The organism is Bradyrhizobium sp. HKCCYLRH1030, from assembly GCF_051168395.1.
Classification (GTDB): Bacteria; Pseudomonadota; Alphaproteobacteria; order Rhizobiales; family Xanthobacteraceae; genus Bradyrhizobium.
The window spans coordinates 464,961-482,777 of the sequence record NZ_JBNPUY010000006.1 but is presented as its reverse complement, the minus strand read 5'-3'; the positions used below and the strand labels follow the sequence as shown (position 1 = coordinate 482,777).

Here is a 17,817-nt window from a genome sequence, read left to right as displayed (position 1 = left end):
TCATTTGGCAGGCACCTGGTCCACCGCGTCGACCAGCTCGGCCATCGAATGGAAGTGGAAATCCGGCTTGGTGAAGGACGCCGGCGCGATGGTGCCGCCATAGCCCTGCTTGTCGTGGCGCCGCTCGATCCAGCAATTGATGACGCCGAGCTGCCGGGAGATGCCGATGTCGTGATACTGGCTCTGCGCCACATGCAGGATCTGTGACGTCGAGCCGCCGTCACGTTCGATGAAATCGAACACCTGAGTGAAGAAGGCGGGATCCGGCTTCTCCGTCCCGGTGTCGTCGACCGTGAAGCTCGCGTAGAACGGCGAGCCCAGCTCGCGCTCGAAATGATCCAGTGCCCAGCGCCGCGCATTGGTCATCGCGATCAGCTTGTAGCGCCGGGCGAGACGCGCCATGGCGGCGGCGCTGTCCGGGAAGGCCTTCCAGCGTGCGGCGGAGTCGCGGAAGCGCTCGCCGAGCGCGGTCTGCCTGGGCAGATCGAGTTGTGGTGCGATGATGTCATAGACCCGGACGAGATCATCCGGAAAGCGGTCGGCGTCCGCCGCGTAGCGTGCCGCGCGGTACAGGCTCAGCGCCTGCTCACCGTCGATTGCCTTGTTTGCTTCCGCCGCGATCTCGCCGAGGCTCGAGACGATCCCGCTTTCGAAGTCGATCAGCGTGCCGACCACGTCGAAGGTCAGGTACCTGAATTGAGCAAGATCGAGCTTGGTCATTCTGTGAGGCCCTTCCGCGTCATCGGTCCTAGTGTGAAGCCGGGTTCCGGCGAAAACTTCCGAATTGCGAGGACCCGACGGCAGAAAATTGCGAATAGGAGGAGCCGCCGACATATCGGCCCTGCTGCACACGCACCGATATGCCCGTGCCCACCTTCACGCCATGGCCTCGCGGACGTCCGGATCGGCCAGGGTCTGATCCAGCGTCCGTGCGGTGCGTTCGAGGATGGCATCGATGTCCGCGTCGCTGCAGCACAGCGGCGGCGCGTAGCCGAGCACCCCTGTCGGGAAGGCACGGATGACGAGGCCGTTGGCCCAGGCGCGATCGAAGATGCGGCGCGACGGCTCGGCGCTCGCCGGCAGCGGCGTCTTCTTCTCCTTGTCGGTCACGAGCTCGATGGCCGCCAGCAGGCCACGGCCGCGCACCTCGCCCACCAACGGATGGTCCTGCAGCGCGCGCAGGCCCGCCATCAGCCGCGCACCCGCCCGCCGGCCATTCTCCAGCAAGCCATTCTCATAGAGATCAAGCACGGCAAGGCCGACCGCCGCGCTCACCGGATGCGCCGAATAGGTATAGCCGTGCCCAACGGCCGAAGAACCTGCGCCATCGGCAATAACGCCATAGACATGATCGGACATCAGCACCGCGCCCATTGGGACGTAGCCGGAGGTCAGACCCTTCGCGACGGTCATGAAGTCCGGGACGATGTCGTCATCTGTGCAGGCGAACAGCGGTCCGGTACGACCGAAGCCGGTGATCACCTCGTCGGCGACGAACAGGATGCCGTGCTGCCGGCAGCGCTCGCGCATCGCCTTCATCCAGCCGTCCGGCGGCACCAGCACGCCGCCCGAGCCCTGGATCGGCTCGGCATAGAACGCGGCCACCCGTTCGGGACCGCCGACCTCGGCGATCTTGGCTTCGAGGGCCGCGAGCGAGGACGCGATGACGGCGTCGGGATCACTGCCAACGGGGTTGCGGTACGAATAGTGCGACGGGATCTTGTGCTGCCAGTTCAGTGGCACGCCGAAATTGGCGTGGAAGGCCGGCAGCGCCGTGAGTCCTGCACCGACCGTCGACGAGCCGTGATAGCCCTGCTGCAGCGTGATGAACTGATCGCGCTGCGGCTGCCCCCTCGCGTGCCAATAGTAATGGATGAAGCGGACCGTGCTGTCGACGGCGTCCGAGCCGCCAAGCGTGAAATAGACGTGGTTGAGATCACCCGGCGCGCGCTCGGCGAGCGCTGCCGCGAGCCGGATGGCCGGCTCCGAGGCGAGGCTGAAATAGCCAGTGGCATAAGGCAGCTCGCGCATCTGCCGCGCCGCCGCCTCGACGATGCTCTCATGGCCATAGCCGGCATTGACGCACCACAGCCCGGCGAAGCCGTCGACCAGTTGATGGCCCGAGGCATCGGTCACGATCGCACCCTTGGCGGATTTCAGGACCCGCGCGCCGGCGGCCTCGTGTCCGCGATAGGACGCGACCGGATGCACCAGATGGGCGCGATCGAGTTCGATGAGCGAGTTGCTGAGCATGATGATCTCCGGTTCAGCCGAACGCCTGGCTGGCCAAGGCAAATGATGTCGGGGCGCGCCGCCTCGTGTGACCAGCGGCCGGCCTAAGCATGACGATGCCGCCGCCGACATGATCGAGGCCCAAGCCGCCCAGCCATGGTGCGAGTCCCGTCTCGCTGCCGGTGTCGACGCGGATGAACTTGCCCTGTCGCCCAGCGAGGAAATGCGCGACGAGCGACTTGGCGTCCTCGCTACGGAAAGCGACCACGGGGCCAATCACGAGACCGCGGCCGAAGTGACGCAGCGCGGCGAACCCCGCCGCACGGCCCTGGCGCTCCAACACCGCGAACTCTCCGATGGATGCGATATGGGCTATCAGGTCGCGGCGATCCGCGCCAAAGGCCGCGATGTCGAGTGCCGTGATGACGGCGATGTCGTCGGGCGTGGCCGCACGCACGGCGTCGGGCTGCGCGACAGCTTCCGCGAGATGTCCCTGATGCTGCACGATCTCACCGCTGCGGCGGAAGCCGAGCTTCTCATAGAGCTGCAGTCCATCTTCTGTCGCGACGAGCTGCAACCGCCGCTCACCGGCGAGCGCCATCGCCTGCTGCATCAGGCACCGTCCGAGCCCCTTCCCCCGCTCCGCCTCGTCGACAATGACCATGTTGATGGTCCCGGCATCCTGGCCATACGGCGTCATCAGCACGGTGCCGATCACGCGACCGTCCGCCGCGACCGCCACGCAGCCCTTGCTCAGCGCAAGCGCCATCTGCCAGTCCTCGCGACGATGCGGCCAGCGGACCTGCTGCGACAGCCGCGTCGCTGCATCCAGGTGCTCCCCGCTGAAAGCTCTGAAGCTCGCGGCGTCGGACGTCATGTCATGCACTCCCATCTGCACCGGAGTCTGGGCGAGCGGCCCCCGGCAGATCGTCTGAAGGCGATGATGCCGACAACATCTTCCGCCGCCGAACCGGGGCAAAGCCGCATCTTATGCTGGCGGGGCGGCCTATCATCGGACGTCGAGACCACGACCGGCATGAGGATCCATGAGCCGCTTTCGCCCGAAATACGTGACCTTCGACTGCCACGGCACGCTGATCAATTTCGAGATGGCCGAGGCCGCACGCGATCTCTACAGCGCACAGCTCTCCGAGTCGGCGATGACGGAGTTCGTGAAGGTCTTCTCGGCCTACCGCCTCGATGAAGTCCTCGGCGCGTGGAAGCCCTATGCCGAGGTCGTCAGCAACGCCCTGGCGCGCAGCTGCCGCAAGATCGGCATCCCCTTCAAGCCCGAGGATGCCGAGATGGTGTATCAGCGCGTGCCGACCTGGGGTCCACATCCGGACGTACCGGCGGGTCTCGCCAAGGTGGCCAAGGAGATCCCGCTGGTCATCCTCTCCAACGCCATGAACGTGCAGATCCCCTCGAACGTCGTCAGGCTCGGCGCGCCGTTCCATGCCGTGTTCACGGCGGAACAGGCGCAGGCCTACAAACCGCGGATGCGCGCCTTCGAATACATGTTCGACATGCTCGGCTGCGGCCCCGAGGACATCACGCACTGCTCCTCCTCATTCCGCTACGACCTGATGACCGCGCACGATCTCGGCATCACCAACAAGGTCTGGGTCAACCGCGGCCACGAGCCGGCCAATCCCTATTACGGCTACACCGAGATCAAGACCATTTCCGAGCTGCCCGGCGTGTTCGGCCTGTAAGCAGAGTGCCCGCGATGAAATATGTCTCCTACTGGCGCGACACGGCGACCGCATTTTCCGGCGGCCATAGCGGGCCCGTGGAGGGGCATTACGACGTCGCGGTGATCGGCGGCGGCTTCACCGGGCTCGGCGCGGCACTGCGGCTCGCCAAGGCCGGGGCCAAGGTGATCGTGCTCGAAGCCGATCAGGTCGGCTCGGGCGCGTCGGGACGCAATGGCGGGCATCTCAACAACGGGCTGGCGCACAGCTATCCGGCCGCGAAGGCCGAGCTCGGCACCCAGCGCGCGATCGCGCTCTACAAAGCGTTCGACGAGTCGATCGACACGCTCGAGCGCCTGATCGCGGAAGAAGACATCGCTTGCGGTTTCCGCCGCTCCGGCAAGCTCAAGCTGGCGTCCAAGCCTGGCCATTTCGCGGGAATCGCGGCGAACTTCGAAGCGATCCACCGCGAGGTCGATCCCGACACGGCGCTGCTCTCGCCGGCCGAGCTGAAATCCGAGATCGGCTCGCCCTTTCACGGCGGCATGCTGTTCAAGAAGAGCGCGATGATGCACATGGGCCGCTTCGCCGCGGGCCTCGCCTCTGCCGTGAGCCGCCGCGGCGCCGTCATTGTCGAGCAAGCCGCCGTCACTGAACGGGTGCAGGACACCAAGCGCTTTCGCCTCACCACGGCCAAGGGGACGGTGAGCGCCGAGCAGGTGCTGCTCGCCACCGGCGCCACCACGCCGCCGAGCTTCAGCTATTTCCGCCGCCGCATCATTGCCGTCGGCAGCTTCATCATCGCGACGCGGCCGCTGACGGAGGCCGAGGCTGCCTCGGTGCTGCCGGGCCACCGCACCTACGTCACCTCCATGAACATCGGCAATTACTTCCGCCTGTCGCCGGACAATCGCCTGATCTTCGGCGGCCGCGCGCGCTTCTCGGCGACATCGGATCAGCAGTCCGATGCGAGGAGCGGCGCGATCCTGCGCGCGGCGATGGAGCGGATGTTCCCGCAGCTTGCCGGCATCGACATCGACTATTGCTGGGGCGGCCTCGTCGACATGACCGCCGACCGTTATCCGCGCGCCGGTCGCCAGGACGGGCTGTGGTACGCGATGGGCTATTCGGGTCACGGCGCGCAGCTCTCGACCCATCTCGGCATGATCATGGCCGATGCGATGCTCGGCCGGCCCGACCGCAATCCGATGAAGGACGCCGGCTGGCCGGTCGTGCCAGGCCACTACGGCAAGCCCTGGTTCCTGCCGTTCGTCGGCGCGTATTACAGGACCCTGGACTGGATCCGCTGAGCCGTGACGGCGCGACCGCGATCAGTAGCCGCGGCTGCGGTCGACGAGGCCGACCGGATCGAGCCCGGCGCGGTGTCGCTTGATGTTCGCGGCGACCGCGAGCGCCGCTGTTTCCGGCTGCGTGACGCTGGCGACATGCGGCGTGATCAGGACGCGCGGATGCCGCCACAACGGGTGATCCGTCGGCAGCGGCTCGGGATCGGTCACATCAAGCACGGCGCCCGCGAGATGCCCGGAGTCAAGTGCTCCGAGCAACGCCGCCTGGTCGAGCTGCGCGCCGCGGCCGGTCTGCACCAGCGAAGCGCCTCGCGGGAGCTTGGCGAGCAGTTCGGCATTGAGCAGGCCGCACGTCTCCTCCGTCAGCGGCAGCAGGCAGACCAAGATGTCTGTCACCGCGAGCATCGCATCGAGGCCGTCGGCGCCATGGTACGTAGTCACGCCGTCGATCGCGTGCCGGCTGCGGCTCCAGCCCGAGAGCGGAAAGCCGAACGGCTTGAGCCGCTCCAGCACCGCCCGGCCGAGCAGCCCGAGGCCGAGCACGCCGATGCGCCGCACATGTGCCTGCGGCTGCGGGATGGCGCGCCAGAGCTGCTGCCGCTGCTGATCGAGATAGATGGTCCAATTCCGGTGCAGCGCCAGCACGGCCAGTGTCACGTATTCCTGCATCATCCTCACGATGCCGTCCTCGACCATGCGGACGATCTTGACGCTCGCCGGCACCGACGCGGCGTTGAACTGATCGATGCCGGCGCCGATCGAGAACAGGATCTCGATATTGCGATAGGCGCCGAGGTCCGGCGGCACCAGCCAGGTGATCATGTAGCGGACTTCATCGGCATCGACCTGCGCCGGATCGATTTCGAACGGAAGATCCGGAATCTCACGCGCAAGCACCTCGCGAAAGATCGCGCCGCGCGTGCCATCGGAGTTGAACAGGAAGGTCATGCGGTCATCCCAGCGGCCGATCTGGCTCGTAGCGCCTCCGATCATGGCGGTCGCGGCCTGCGTTACGTGCCGAATGCAGGGCAGGATTGAGAAGAATGTTGCGAAGTTCGCCCGCAGGCGCCTCAATATGCGGAGGTGACGACAGCATGGTCGCTCTCGACCTCATCGAGGCTGGGTGACGCGTGGCGGGCGGAACGAAGACAGGGACAGCGTGCATGGACAATCCGGACGTCGAATCGCGAATCGTCGACGTGTTCGAGATTCGCCTCGCCGACATCGACAGCGTCGACCTCGCGCAGTTGCTCGCCTTGTCGATCGCCGTCCAATGGCCCCATCGGGCGGAGGATTGGCAATTCATGCGCAGCATCGGCCGCGGCGTCGTCGCGCTCGATGAGATCGGTCGGGCCCTCGGATCCGCCATGTGGTTTCCCTACAGCGACGGCTTTGCTGCGGTTGGGATGGTCATCACCTCGCCGCGGCTGCAGGCCCTTGGCACCGGGCAATGGCTGATGCATCGGGTGATGGCCGAATGCGGCGGTCGGACGCTGCGACTCAACGCCACGCGCGCCGCCTATCGCCTCTACCGATCTCTCGATTTCAAGCGTGAGCAGACTCTGTTTCAGTGTCAGGGTGAGGCGATTGCCTCGGACGCGGCGCCGGCCGAAGCGGGAAATATTCGCGTGCTGATGGAGGCAGACCTGCCGGCGCTGATCGAACTCGACGCGGCTGCTTATGGCGTCCGGCGAGCCGGGCTGATGACCGGACTGTTTCACCAGTCGCGCAGCTTTGGGCTGTTTCGCGCGGGGCGGCTGGAGACGTTCGCGATGTGCCGGCGGTTCGGACGCGGACATGTCGTGGGGCCGGTGGTCGCATCCTGCGACAGCGACGCGATCGCCGTGTTGGCGCCGCACGTGGCAGCTCACGAAGGCCAGTTCCTCAGGCTCGACACTCATCGGGCGACAGGAGAGTTCCGCGACTTTCTCGCGCGGTCGGGGCTCGCTCTCTTCGATGCCGTCACCACGATGTCGCTGCGGAACGACGTGAAGGGTGCCTTCCTGCGCGGCAACGACCAGCCGAAGATCTACGGCGTCGTCAGTCAGGCATTCGGCTAGCCCCTGCGTCCCGGAACAGAGCGCGGACCAAGCCCTCAGTCTCCAACTATCAAAACTGCGGAGCCCTCCCGATCTGTCGCCGGCGGCACCCTTGCTACACTGATCCGTTTCCTCGCTATGATTCGCTACACTGCGTTCGACGATGTCCCTCTCGGTGATCTGCTATTCGATGAACGTGGCGGCGCTGGCGACGCGACGTCCTGCCACGCAGCTGATGCTGATGGGCGGGCTCTATCATCCCTCGTCGCAATCCTTCTCATCGGAGGAAGGCCTGTCCTATTTGCGCAAGCTCGGCATCAACAAGGCCTTCATCTCGGCGGGCGGCGTACATGCGAATAGGGGCGCGAGCTGCTCGAACTTTCATGAGACGGCGGTCAAGCAGGCGGCCATCGCAACGGCGATCGAAAGCATTCTGGTCGCCGATGCGAGCAAGCTCGACAGCCTGAAGCCGGCCTTCTTCGCCGACCTCCATGCGTTTTCCAGGATCATCATTGGCGGGGCCGTATCGCGTGAGCACCGCAAGCCGTTCAAGCATCTCCCGGTCGAGTATGTAACCAGGACCGACTGAGGAAGCCGCTTCGCGCCCTGCAAATTGGCGCGCTTCTGAGGTCGCCGCGACCGAGACGCGTGGGGCGGGGCGGGGTTCGCGGTGTAGCGGCACGCCATCGCCATGCGCAACTGAGATACACGGTCAATGACGGCCCCGTCGCCATGCATCCGGGGCAAACGCTTTCCGCCAGGCGCTGCGGGCTGCTTAAGGGGAACGACTGCTCAAGCGGTCGCGAGGCGCGCCTTACCAACTCGCAAAATTTGAAAAGATGCCTCCAAAGAACTGCTGGTTATTGGGAAGCATTTCCACGGTGCAGAAAATCGGTGCCATAAAATTGCGCCCGAGATCGCCGACACGAGGATCGGGTTGACGGTCTTCTGAGTTTTGCGCGGCGTCTACGTCGATATCGATCGCGGACTTTACAGTTTCAAGCATAACTCCGACTTTTAACTTCGGCGGATGGCTCGTCGTGACTTCCGGAATACTCATGGTGGACAAAAGCCGACCATCCACGTCTTGGATGGGCTGTTTGCCGGCGATGCTTGGCCATAAAACACCAGCGCGCGCAAATATTACATCATGGTACGGCTACCCGGACTGCAATCTCGGATCGGGCTGAAGGAACGCAGAAAATCGCTCGAGAAGGACGGTGTCCGAGCTCAATTGAGGCCGACCGAACCCAATTGGGTACGGCTATCGAGCGAATTTACTGGTACGCCTGAGCCGCTCGGCTCTTCATCGAAGCGGCGTGTAAGGCAAGCGGCTTGCCGTTGCCCTTCCCCCTATCGAACCGCCTTGCCTTAAAGGGCGATGCCTCCGAACGCGGCCGCACCAGTTTCGCACCAGAAACGAACTGAACAAACCGCGACAGGCGCTATCAACATTGAGCAAAAATGCTGCAAAATCAATAAACCTATTCAATCTCCTCCCTCTCATAATGGTCTGGTTGCAGGTTCGACCTTTGGTGAACAAGCAACAATAAATTCGGCAGCCAAACGGCACCGCCCCGCGGGGCTCTTGCTGAAGGTTCTGCAAATTCGGCAGGGTGAAAATCGACAAGATTGCCGAATGCGAAAAATGTCGGTGATCCTTCCTTTTTGCTTGCCGCAGCATCCAATTGTACGATGTGCCTTCGACGACTATTTTGCTTAGGCATCGCAAATTACAGTATTTCCAGATGAACAAGTCCTCCGACCTGCTTTGATTGGCGGGTACGCGAAGACCACAGACTGAAGCCCGCAAATTGCCCTTGTAGATGAGTCCAGAAGAAGCGAATCTACGGGTGGCGCGCGTGGTCGAAGGTTGGGTCGATAGCCAGAATTAAAGAAGCCATTTGGAAGAAGCGCAGGAGAGAGCGGCGATCTGACGCTCGATTCTGAATCGGTCTCCAGAATGAGCTTCGACTGAAGGTTGACTGTGCATATGTCCAGAAAGGCGCCGAAGCGAGCCCCGAAGCGAGCGTGTGCAAGTACGTAGCAAAATATGGACTTGCTGCCCATCTGTTCTACCATTCTGATGGCAGCGTTGCCGCCGTTAAGCTGAGCAGGCCGGAATTGAAGGCCGCTCAAAACCCCGACGAACAGGCGTCTGAGGATATTAGAAAACTGCTATGAAGCCGCCGCGCAGTGCCCTACCCCTACCTCGCTATGTTGAACGTAAGCCGCTCAAAAGTGGCGGCTGGGGCTACTTCTTCCACGTGCCGTCGTGGGCCAAGAAGGCAGGTTGCACTGTGCATAGCGAACGGCTCGGCACCGACTATAAAGCGGCGATTTTGCGCGCCGAAGCAGTGCTCTTGCCCGACTTCGACGCGTGGCGGACCGGCGGCAAGGCCTTGGCAGCGTCGCCTCCCAATGCGGTCGGAACGCTCGATTGGATGTTTGCCGAATACCGCTCTGATCGCCGCTACGCCAAGCTCGATCCTAAGTCCAAGCGTAATCACGAGGTCGGATTCAAGCTTGTCGGCGGCTACGTCCTGAAAGATGGCAAGCGACTGGGCGAGAAGCGCCTCACCGCAATCGATACGGCACTGACCGACGACCTCTATGAAAAGTTGCCGATCCTCAAGATCACCGACGCTGTGGGAAACGTGATCGAACGCGAGCGTCGCACTACGGTCAACCACGCGATGAAGTCATGCCGCCGCGCGTGGAACGTGGTCGCGCGCCGGCACCCGGGCAGGCTGCCATTGGTCAATCCATTCTCGCAGATGGGACTTCGGTCATCCAATTGTGAGACGCCGACGGCGGCGTACGAGGAGCTGGTCGCCTTCCGTACAAAGGCTGTCGAGCTTGGGCTTCCGTCGCTGGCGACCGCTGCCCTGATCGGCTGGGAATGGCTCCAGCGCGAGACAGACATCTTTGCGACTTTCGACGTGTCGCATTATCGCCCGAAAGGGCGCCCGAATATGGTCCGCATCATCGATGAGAAGACTAGGCAGAAGGGCTGGATACCGCTGTTCGACGATGCAGGTGCACCGGTTTATCCCGAGTTGATGGCGGAGCTCGACGCCATCAAACGCGACCGCATCGGCGGCCTAATGCTGTGCCGGGATTGGGGCGAGCGCGGACCATGGCCGACATGGCCGACATGGCCGAAGCCGGATCAGCCGGATCAGCCGGATTTCACGCACGTGAGCCGCAAGGTCAAAGAAGTCATCCGTGCTGCTGGCCTTCGCGATGAATTGTCGTTCACATCGTTCCGGCATGGCGGCTCTACTGAAGGTGGCGACGCCGAACTGACTGACCGCGAGATGCTGGCACAGGGCCGGCACACGACGGTGAAGGTGCTGCCAAAGTACACCAAGCGCACGACGCGGCAGATCGTCAACGGCGCCAAAAAGCGGCGGGCAGCTCGAACAAAGGAAGGACATCTGTCCGAATGAGCATCAGCCTGCTTGTCCGAATGGAAAGCTGACGGCGCGACAAGTGCCTGAAATCGTTGGAGCGGGTGAAGGGAATCGAACCCTCGTATTCAGCTTGGAAGGCTGCTGCTCTACCATTGAGCTACACCCGCATTGGGCGTTCCCTAACATGGTCCGCGGCGGGTCTCAACCTCTTCGGGGCGAGGTTTCGAAGCGGATGGGTCCCGGATCCGGCCTGATGGAACGACCCGAAGCGATCGCAGCGCGCGACCTCGAGACCGCGGCGCGGCACGCAGGCGGCGGCCGGTTCCGTAATCGGCCCCCCTACCCTCGCCGCCCGGACCGTCCTATATTGGCGTTACCATCAACAACGAAAGGAGGTGATCCAGTGTCTTTCACCAAGCGCTGTCACCTCGCTGGGATCGCCCGCTGAGCGGCTCTTCATGAGCGACGTTTGAGGGCGTGATTCGTCAGCGGATTGCGCCATCGCGGCTCGGCAACGGGGCGGTCTCGGCCCTGGACCAGCGAGTTCAAGAACGGAAGCGCGGCGGGTCTCACGGCCCGCCGCGTCTTTTTTTATGGCAACTCCGCCTGCTCGCCGGCCGACGGCGCCGGGCTGCGGACGAACCGCCGCGCCAGGAAGCCGCCGAAGCCGAGCATCCAGAAATACTGCACATACTCCGGCGCAAGCGCTGCGATCACGATGCCCGGCACGAACACGATGACGGGAAAGATCGCGCCGGCGATCTCGGCATGGCGGCCGCTTGGAAGCGCGAGCCACCACAGCGCGGCGTTCAGCGACGCAATGATCGTCAGATGCAGGCCATAGAGGACGGCCACCGCGCTGCTCAGCCTGTAGCCGCCGTAGAGCCCGTTGGTGACCGGCAGCAGCACGATCGACAACAGGAAGAACAGATTCAGGATGACCACGGGCCGGCCCGCGAACGGCTGCCGGGCCAGCCGCCGGTGGTGGCTGATCCAGAACACGCCGGCGATGATGAAGCTGAGGACCAGCCCGGCAAGCCGCCCGGAATAGGTATGCACCAAGTCGATCCAACCCGGCATATGCGCGAAATTGGGCTTCGGCAGGTCGTAGGCGAGAAGCGTCATCGCAACACCGAAGATGGTGTTGGAGAGCGATTCCAGCCGGCGCATCTCGAACAGGTCGGACTGAGGCTCTGCCATGTCGAATCGGAAGCAACCGAGGCGAGGAACGGAGATGAGGACTCACCTTCTATAGCAGCTCCGGCGCCGCGCCGCCCGACTTCGCTGCCGCCCTTGGGCGGCAGGCTGTCACGTCACTCGCCACCCTCCAGACCAAACCGGCCCTCGAGCGTCAGCCCTCACCGGCAGGCATAGATGTGGCCATCGAAGCCGCGATAGCTGTGCGTCGCCGGATTATAGCTGCGGAATTGGACGCAGGCCGGCAGTCCCGCGGTGCGCAGTCGCGGCCTGCCCTCCGCCTGCAGCCGGGCCGAGGCCGTGGTTGCGGTGGCGGGCCTCGCGATCACGATCATCGGCCGGCTCGCGACCATGCGCGATGTCCTGCCGGCATCCTTGACCGCTGCATCCCTGGCGGCGACCACAACGGCCTGCGCCTGGGCCGACTTGCCGGACGACGGCTTGCCCGATGAGGCGCCGGCTGGCGATGGCGTCGTCCCAGGCGGATTGGCCGCGGCCGTCTTGGCAGAGGACGGCTTGGCAGAGGACGGCTGGGCAGATGACGGCTGGGCAGAGGACGGCTTGGAAGAGGACAACTTGGCAGAGGGCGGCTTGTTCGCTGGCGCCAGCGCCGATGGCGATTTCACGGACGGCTTGGTCAGGGAGGGCTTGCCGGCGGCTGGCTCTGCTACGGCGACCTTCTGAGCCGCATCCTGCTTGTCCGCAACTGCGGCCTGCTTCGGCTCAGCCGACGCGGCGGGTGTCGTCGCAACCGCCTCCGCAGCCGCGGCAGGCTTGACCTCGGGACCGGCCGAAATGTCGGCGCTGGCCGCCTGGCTCGGAACGGACGGCGCGGGATTGACCGACGCGGTCTTGTCGTCGGCTGGGGTCTTGTCCTCGGCGACCGGCGCCTCAGCTGGCTTCTTGATCAGCTTCTTGCATTCCAGCGGGAACACCAGCTCGCCCGATGCCGTCAACCCGATCGGCTCGCATCCGCCGAACGGCCCGCTCTCCTTGCCCTGATCCTTGGCCACCTCGCCTGCGGATGGTGAGGAGCCGCCCGGCTCGGCGCTTCGCGCAAGCGAAACGCCAACCGCAACCTGAAATAGAACAACGCCGCACAACAATCCGGCCCGGCCGGCCTTCCGCCCCAATGTACGCATGACACGCTCGCTCGACGCATGAACTCCGACAAGGCCATCACGCCATTGAGGCAAGTCTGTGAAGGCAAGCCGCGGATTCCCGCTGCGGTGTCAATTCGATGGCATTGTGTCCTGTCTGCACGACCAACGGTGCCGCAGGAATCCCTCAATGCGGTTGCAATCGGAGCCTACCAGGGTCGCCTGCGTGCAGTGACCGTCGGGCTTTGACGGCCGCCGCCAGATGCGAGCGTCCGGACAGCCCCCTTGAGCGCAACCGACTATCGTCCCGACATCGACTGCCTGCGCGGCTTCGCAGTGATCTCGGTGATCGCGTTCCACTACGACATCTCGCCGTTTCGCAGCGGCTATGTCGGCGTCGACATCTTCTTCGTCATCTCGGGCTTCCTGATCACGCGGATCATTCATGCGGAGGTGCGGACCGGAACCTTCTCGTTCGCCGCGTTCTACCGGCGCCGTGCCCGGCGCATCCTGCCCGCCGCCTTCGCGATGCTGTGCGTGACCCTGCTCGGCGCCAGCGTGATCCTGTTGCCGCGGGATGCGGTGTCCGTGGCGCAGCAGGCGCTGGCCGTCCTCGTCTTCTGCTCCAACATCCTGCTGTGGTCGCAGCAGGGCTATTTCGACGCCGCCGCCATCACCAAGCCGCTGCTGCACACCTGGTCGCTCGGGGTGGAGGAGCAGTATTATCTGCTGTTTCCCACGCTGGCGCTCGCCGCCTTCGCGCTGCGGCGGTCGCTGATGCTTGCGAGCTTCGCCACGGTCTGCGCGACCTCGTTCCTGCTCTGCGTGATCCAGACCCGGCTGCAGCCCGCCGCCGCGTTCTTTCTGTTGCCGGCCCGGGTCTGGGAGCTCGCGCTCGGCGCGCTGCTGGCCGTGGAAGCCCTGCCGGCGCCGCAAAGCCAATGGCTCAGGATCACGGTGGCCGCGCTGGGCTGGATCGCGCTCGGCGCCGCCGTCAACCTGTTCTCGCCGCACACGCCCTATCCCGGCACGGCCGCGCTGCTGCCGTGCCTCGGCGCCGCCGCCGTGATCTGGGCCAATCCGCCCCCGAGCAAGGCCGTGCTGACCGCGGTCAAACCGATGATCACAATCGGGCTGTGGTCCTACTCGCTCTATCTCTGGCACTGGCCCGTCGTCTCGCTGGCGACGGCGGTCTGGGGTCCGCCGAGCTCGATCGCGGACAAGCTGGCGCTGCTCGGAGCCTGCACCGTGCTGGCGCTGACGAGCTTCCATCTGATCGAGCAGCCGGCGAGGCGTGCGCAGTCGCCGATCGCGGCGCGCGCGCTGGTCGCGAGCGCATCGGTCGTGCTGCTGGCCTCGCTCTCGATCATCGGACTTGCCGGCTTTCCCGCCCGCTTCTCGCCGCAGGAGCGGGCGCTGGCGGAATTCATCAGCTACGATCATAAGTCCGCCTACGAGAGCGGCACCTGCTTCCTCGATCCGGGCCAGACGTTCGCGGCGTTGCAGCCGTCATGCCTTGCCAAAGGGCAGCGCCCGCGCATCCTGGTGTGGGGCGACAGCCACGCCGCTCACCTCATCCATGGCCTGACGCGAGCCATGCCCCAGGCCTCGCTGCTGCGCGCCAGCCTTGCGCAATGCATCCCTCACGCCGAAGCGGGCCAGTCCGCCGCCTGCATGGATTTCAACCGCCGGCTGCCTCGGCTGGTGCGCGAGCTCACGCCCGACATCGTCGTGCTGTCGGGCAATTGGACACGCACCGCGATGACGCCGGCCGCACAGGCCAGCCTGCTCGCCACGATCAACGCGATTGCGGACACCGGCAGCAGGGTGGTGGTGGTCGGGCCGAGCCCGCAATTCGATCGTCCGCTGCCGCATTTGCTCATCGCGGCGAAGCGCTTTGGCGTCGGGACCGACGGGCACATGCTGGATCTGCTCGGCGAGGTCGACGACTTCATGCGCACGCTGCTGGCGAACGTGGCGCAGACCGAATACGTGTCGCCGCTCGCGCTGCTGTGTCCGGCGGGAGATTGCGTGCTCCAGACCTCCGACGGCGCGCCGCTCGCCTGGGACGATGGTCACCTCACGGCGCAGGGCTCGGAGCTCGCAGGCGCACGGATCGTCGCGGCGTCGCCGGCATTGGCCGCAGCCGCAAGCGCCGCAGCCGACAGCGAATAGCGCCACCTAATCATCCGACAGGAAACTCGCGAACACCGGCGCAGCGCGCTCGCCCATCCGCTGGGCCCCTGCCACTGTGAAATGACCGGCATCCTGGAACAACCACACGCCCCCCTCCACGACCGGGCAATCCCGGTCGCAATAGACCTCCGAGGGCCTGAGCAGCGTCACCTTGGCGAGCGGCCTGATCGCCTCCGACAGGACGGCGTCGATGACGCGGTTGGTCGCGATCGCCTCGCTCTTCGGCACGGCATCGCACGGCTTGGCGGGCGCGTGCCAGCGCGGCCCCGGCAGCATGCGCAACTGATCGAAGGCGCAATTCACCGGACGGACCTGGCCGCCGACGACGAGGAAATGCCGGCCGGGCCGGTCGAGCAGACGGATGGTCTCGGCGAGATGACCGGCGAGCGCGGCGTTGCGGCCCCGCGCTGCCGGCCCTTCGCCGAGGTCGAGATAATGCTGCCACGCCTGCCCGATCACGACGAAATCGGCCTGCGACTGCCGGATCCGCGGCAGCTCGCTGTCGCGCAGCTCGGCGCAGACCTGGGCGCGAGGTCCCTCGGCGGTGAGCCCCGCGAGGGTGGGACATCCGCTCATGGTGGACACGTGCCCGATCATGCCGCGCGCCTTCAGCGTCGCATCGAGCGCGGCGACATATTGCTGGACATAGGAATCGCCGAGCAGCTCGACGCCGCGCGTGCCCTCGAGATCGCCGAACGCGCACAGACGGCCGACGGTGCGACCGCATTTGTTGAGGCCGAAGCCCTGCAGCTGGAACAGCGCGAGCTGATCGTCGGGCAGCCGCGACACGACGCCATTGGCGCGGAACGTCACATGGGTGAGCGCCGCACCGACGATGAGCACGGTCGCAAAGCTCGCCACCTGCGCGCCCCTCGGCCACGGCAGCCGCCGCAGCGGCCGCTCGACGATGACGAACATCAGCGTGGTCAGCACCGCCACCAGCGCGAGCTGCGCCGCCAGTCCCGCCGCGGTCTGCGCCGCATCGCCAAAGATGAAGCGGACGAAGAAGATCACGGGCCAGTGCACGAGATAGAGCGAATAGGACGCAGCGCCGACGGCGCAAACCGGGCGAGCCATCACCAGCGACGTCGGGGCATTGGCCGCGATGATGACGGCTGTGGCGATGCAGGGCAGCAGCGCGGCGACGCCTGCCTGGAATTGATAGCAGCCGATGAGGAGAAGGCTGCCGAACAACAGAACGTCGCCGCAGGCGGCGGCGAGAGAGCGTGCGCGCGGCGACGCTGCCAGCCGGGCCTCGAGCGGAATGGCGAGCGCGCCGAGGGCGAATTCGAACACCCGGAACGGCGTCAGGAAGAACACGGCGTCCGGATCGCGCGATGACCAGAGTGTGGCCGCGGCAAGGGACAACAACCCGATCGCGGCAATGGCACCGAACACATGCCGGCGCGTGCCGAGCCACATCAGCAGCAGGGGCGCCAGCGCGTAGAATTGAACCTCCGCCGACAGCGACCACAGGTGCAGCAGCGGCAACTGATCCGCGCTCGGCGCGAAATAGGCGCTGGCCTCGCGCCAATATTGGATATTGGCGATCGAGAGCAGGCCGTGTGTCGCCTCCTTCGCGAGCTGGCGCAGGGCTTCCGGCGACAGGAACAGCCAGCCGACCGCGAACGTGGCCGCAATGGTCACAACCAGCGCCGGCAGGATGCGCCGTGCCCGTCGCAGATAGAAGTCCGACAGCGAGAAACGCCGCGCGGCGACATCGCGCAGGATCTGCCCAGTGATGAGATAGCCGGAGATGACGAAGAAGATGTCGACGCCGGCATAGCCGGCCTCGAAGCCGGTGATCCTCAGATGGAAGAGAATGACGATGACGACAGCGATCGCCCGAAGGGCATCGATGTCAGCCCGATGACTGCGTTCCAATGTCGTCCACTCCGCGCATTCCTCGAGGCGGACGAGTTGCGCAGACACGGATGGCAACAGCGGGAAACAGTCATGACGTCATCGGACCCATCCGATGACACCGCGCGGGCGATGCTATGGCGGACGTGAAGGAAGTTTGCTGAAGTCGGCCGCAAGTTCGGCAATCCGTTGAACGATCAGCTCGAATACGGCAATCTGGCGGCGCTGAGGGACAATGCGGGGCTGAGGACGGTGATGAACCTGTTGCGAGGAGAATGGCGGGGAGCGTTCGCGGGAATAGCCGTCGCGGCGCTGCTGGTGGCGGCCACCGCAGCCTCAGCGCAAGCCCAGACGCCTGCTCCCGCGCCCGGTCCCGCTCAGACCACGGTCGAGCGCAACGCCAAGGGCGTCGCCGGCAAGCCGATCCAGGTCGGCATCTATCTCAACGTCCAGCCCGACTGCTCATCCGGGCCCCTTCCCGCCATCCGCCTTGTGTCGCCGCCCGGCAACGGCACCGTCACGATCAAGCGCGGCAAGGTCAGCGCCACCAACTACAAGCAGTGCCTCGCCCTGGAAGTGCCGGGCTTCATCGCCTTCTATCAGTCGAAGGCCGACTTCGCCGGCACCGACACAGTGACGCTCGAGGTCAAGTTCCCGCAGGGCCGCACCGAAGTGCAGCGGATCATGATCAACGTCGGCGTCGGGCCGGCAGGGCAGAAGATCTGAGCCGCAGCGCCTCGGCGCGCCGCATCCAGCCATGAAAAAGGGCCGCC

At 65.1% G+C, this 17,817-nt stretch carries 15 protein-coding genes and 1 tRNA gene; 7 read left to right on the top strand and 9 right to left on the bottom strand.

Annotated elements, in window-relative coordinates; genetic code table 11:
* The 3 genes from ACQR1E_RS20610 to ACQR1E_RS20600 form a co-directional block, all read right to left on the bottom strand.
* On the bottom strand, positions 1-720 hold the full coding sequence (locus tag ACQR1E_RS20610) for an HAD-IA family hydrolase (RefSeq protein ID WP_434897496.1): 720 nt from the start codon (positions 718-720) through the stop codon (positions 1-3).
* 156 nt (positions 721-876) lie between these two features.
* Entirely contained in the window at positions 877-2,253 is a 1,377-nt protein-coding gene (locus ACQR1E_RS20605) for an aspartate aminotransferase family protein (RefSeq protein ID WP_434897495.1), read from the bottom strand.
* 13 nt (positions 2,254-2,266) lie between these two features.
* Complete coding sequence (locus ACQR1E_RS20600; RefSeq protein ID WP_434897494.1) at positions 2,267-3,109, bottom strand: GNAT family N-acetyltransferase; 843 nt, start codon at positions 3,107-3,109, stop codon at positions 2,267-2,269.
* A 169-nt stretch (positions 3,110-3,278) separates the two neighbouring features.
* On the opposite strand from ACQR1E_RS20600, the gene ACQR1E_RS20595 reads away from it, so the two are divergent.
* A complete protein-coding gene (locus ACQR1E_RS20595; RefSeq protein WP_315749518.1) occupies positions 3,279-3,947 on the top strand; it encodes a haloacid dehalogenase type II in 669 nt (222 codons plus the stop codon).
* 14 nt (positions 3,948-3,961) lie between these two features.
* Positions 3,962-5,236, top strand: a complete 1,275-nt coding sequence (locus ACQR1E_RS20590) for an NAD(P)/FAD-dependent oxidoreductase (RefSeq protein WP_434897493.1) — start codon at positions 3,962-3,964, stop codon at positions 5,234-5,236.
* Positions 5,237-5,257: 21 nt separating this feature from the next.
* On the opposite strand, the gene ACQR1E_RS20585 is transcribed toward ACQR1E_RS20590, so the two are convergent.
* Positions 5,258-6,181, bottom strand: a complete 924-nt coding sequence (locus tag ACQR1E_RS20585; RefSeq protein WP_434897492.1) for a 2-hydroxyacid dehydrogenase — start codon at positions 6,179-6,181, stop codon at positions 5,258-5,260.
* 215 nt (positions 6,182-6,396) lie between these two features.
* On the opposite strand from ACQR1E_RS20585, the gene ACQR1E_RS20580 reads away from it, so the two are divergent.
* Positions 6,397-7,293 carry a GNAT family N-acetyltransferase gene (locus tag ACQR1E_RS20580; protein WP_434897491.1) on the top strand — a complete coding sequence of 299 codons (897 nt, stop codon included), beginning with the start codon at positions 6,397-6,399 and terminating at the stop codon, positions 7,291-7,293.
* A 130-nt stretch (positions 7,294-7,423) separates the two neighbouring features.
* Complete coding sequence (locus ACQR1E_RS20575) at positions 7,424-7,861, top strand: DeoR/GlpR family DNA-binding transcription regulator (protein WP_315714970.1); 438 nt, start codon at positions 7,424-7,426, stop codon at positions 7,859-7,861.
* A 225-nt stretch (positions 7,862-8,086) separates the two neighbouring features.
* Here the strand turns inward: ACQR1E_RS20575 and ACQR1E_RS20570 are convergent, their stop codons facing one another.
* Positions 8,087-8,332: a hypothetical protein gene (locus tag ACQR1E_RS20570; RefSeq protein WP_434897490.1), complete on the bottom strand. Its 246-nt coding sequence runs from the start codon at positions 8,330-8,332 to the stop codon at positions 8,087-8,089.
* A 1,120-nt stretch (positions 8,333-9,452) separates the two neighbouring features.
* On the opposite strand from ACQR1E_RS20570, the gene ACQR1E_RS20565 reads away from it, so the two are divergent.
* Complete coding sequence (locus tag ACQR1E_RS20565; protein WP_434897489.1) at positions 9,453-10,724, top strand: hypothetical protein; 1,272 nt, start codon at positions 9,453-9,455, stop codon at positions 10,722-10,724.
* 57 nt (positions 10,725-10,781) lie between these two features.
* Here ACQR1E_RS20565 and ACQR1E_RS20560 read toward each other — a convergent pair.
* The 3 genes from ACQR1E_RS20560 to ACQR1E_RS20550 form a co-directional block, all read right to left on the bottom strand.
* A tRNA-Gly gene (locus ACQR1E_RS20560) sits at positions 10,782-10,855 on the bottom strand.
* A gap of 424 nt (positions 10,856-11,279) precedes the next feature.
* Complete coding sequence (locus ACQR1E_RS20555; protein WP_315714627.1) at positions 11,280-11,888, bottom strand: TMEM175 family protein; 609 nt, start codon at positions 11,886-11,888, stop codon at positions 11,280-11,282.
* 158 nt (positions 11,889-12,046) lie between these two features.
* On the bottom strand, positions 12,047-12,898 hold the full coding sequence (locus ACQR1E_RS20550; protein WP_434897488.1) for a hypothetical protein: 852 nt from the start codon (positions 12,896-12,898) through the stop codon (positions 12,047-12,049).
* Positions 12,899-13,270: 372 nt separating this feature from the next.
* On the opposite strand from ACQR1E_RS20550, the gene ACQR1E_RS20545 reads away from it, so the two are divergent.
* On the top strand, positions 13,271-15,160 hold the full coding sequence (locus ACQR1E_RS20545) for an acyltransferase family protein (protein WP_434897487.1): 1,890 nt from the start codon (positions 13,271-13,273) through the stop codon (positions 15,158-15,160).
* Between the two features lie 6 nt (positions 15,161-15,166).
* On the opposite strand, the gene ACQR1E_RS20540 is transcribed toward ACQR1E_RS20545, so the two are convergent.
* Positions 15,167-17,065: an acyltransferase family protein gene (locus ACQR1E_RS20540; protein ID WP_434897486.1), complete on the bottom strand. Its 1,899-nt coding sequence runs from the start codon at positions 17,063-17,065 to the stop codon at positions 15,167-15,169.
* A gap of 234 nt (positions 17,066-17,299) precedes the next feature.
* Here ACQR1E_RS20540 and ACQR1E_RS20535 point away from each other — a divergent pair, with 234 nt between their 5' ends.
* The gene (locus ACQR1E_RS20535) at positions 17,300-17,770 is read left to right on the top strand and encodes a hypothetical protein (protein ID WP_434897509.1); all 471 of its coding nucleotides are present in this window, start codon (positions 17,300-17,302) and stop codon (positions 17,768-17,770) included.
* The last annotated feature ends 47 nt before the right edge of the window (positions 17,771-17,817 follow it).

Excerpts from the sequence above, each read along its gene's own strand:
- ACQR1E_RS20600 (WP_434897494.1), bottom strand. The coding sequence starts at position 3,109 with ATGACGTCCGACGCCGCGAGCTTCAGAGCTTTCAGCGGGGAGCACCTG.
- ACQR1E_RS20605 (WP_434897495.1), bottom strand. The coding sequence starts at position 2,253 with ATGCTCAGCAACTCGCTCATCGAACTCGATCGCGCCCATCTGGTGCAT.
- ACQR1E_RS20565 (WP_434897489.1), top strand. The coding sequence starts at position 9,453 with ATGAAGCCGCCGCGCAGTGCCCTACCCCTACCTCGCTATGTTGAACGT.
- ACQR1E_RS20595 (WP_315749518.1), top strand. The coding sequence starts at position 3,279 with ATGAGCCGCTTTCGCCCGAAATACGTGACCTTCGACTGCCACGGCACG.
- ACQR1E_RS20580 (WP_434897491.1), top strand. The coding sequence starts at position 6,397 with ATGGACAATCCGGACGTCGAATCGCGAATCGTCGACGTGTTCGAGATT.
- ACQR1E_RS20570 (WP_434897490.1), bottom strand. The coding sequence starts at position 8,332 with ATGAGTATTCCGGAAGTCACGACGAGCCATCCGCCGAAGTTAAAAGTC.
- ACQR1E_RS20590 (WP_434897493.1), top strand. The coding sequence starts at position 3,962 with ATGAAATATGTCTCCTACTGGCGCGACACGGCGACCGCATTTTCCGGC.
- ACQR1E_RS20585 (WP_434897492.1), bottom strand. The coding sequence starts at position 6,181 with ATGACCTTCCTGTTCAACTCCGATGGCACGCGCGGCGCGATCTTTCGC.
- ACQR1E_RS20535 (WP_434897509.1), top strand. The coding sequence starts at position 17,300 with ATGAACCTGTTGCGAGGAGAATGGCGGGGAGCGTTCGCGGGAATAGCC.
- ACQR1E_RS20610 (WP_434897496.1), bottom strand. The coding sequence starts at position 720 with ATGACCAAGCTCGATCTTGCTCAATTCAGGTACCTGACCTTCGACGTG.
- ACQR1E_RS20555 (WP_315714627.1), bottom strand. The coding sequence starts at position 11,888 with ATGGCAGAGCCTCAGTCCGACCTGTTCGAGATGCGCCGGCTGGAATCG.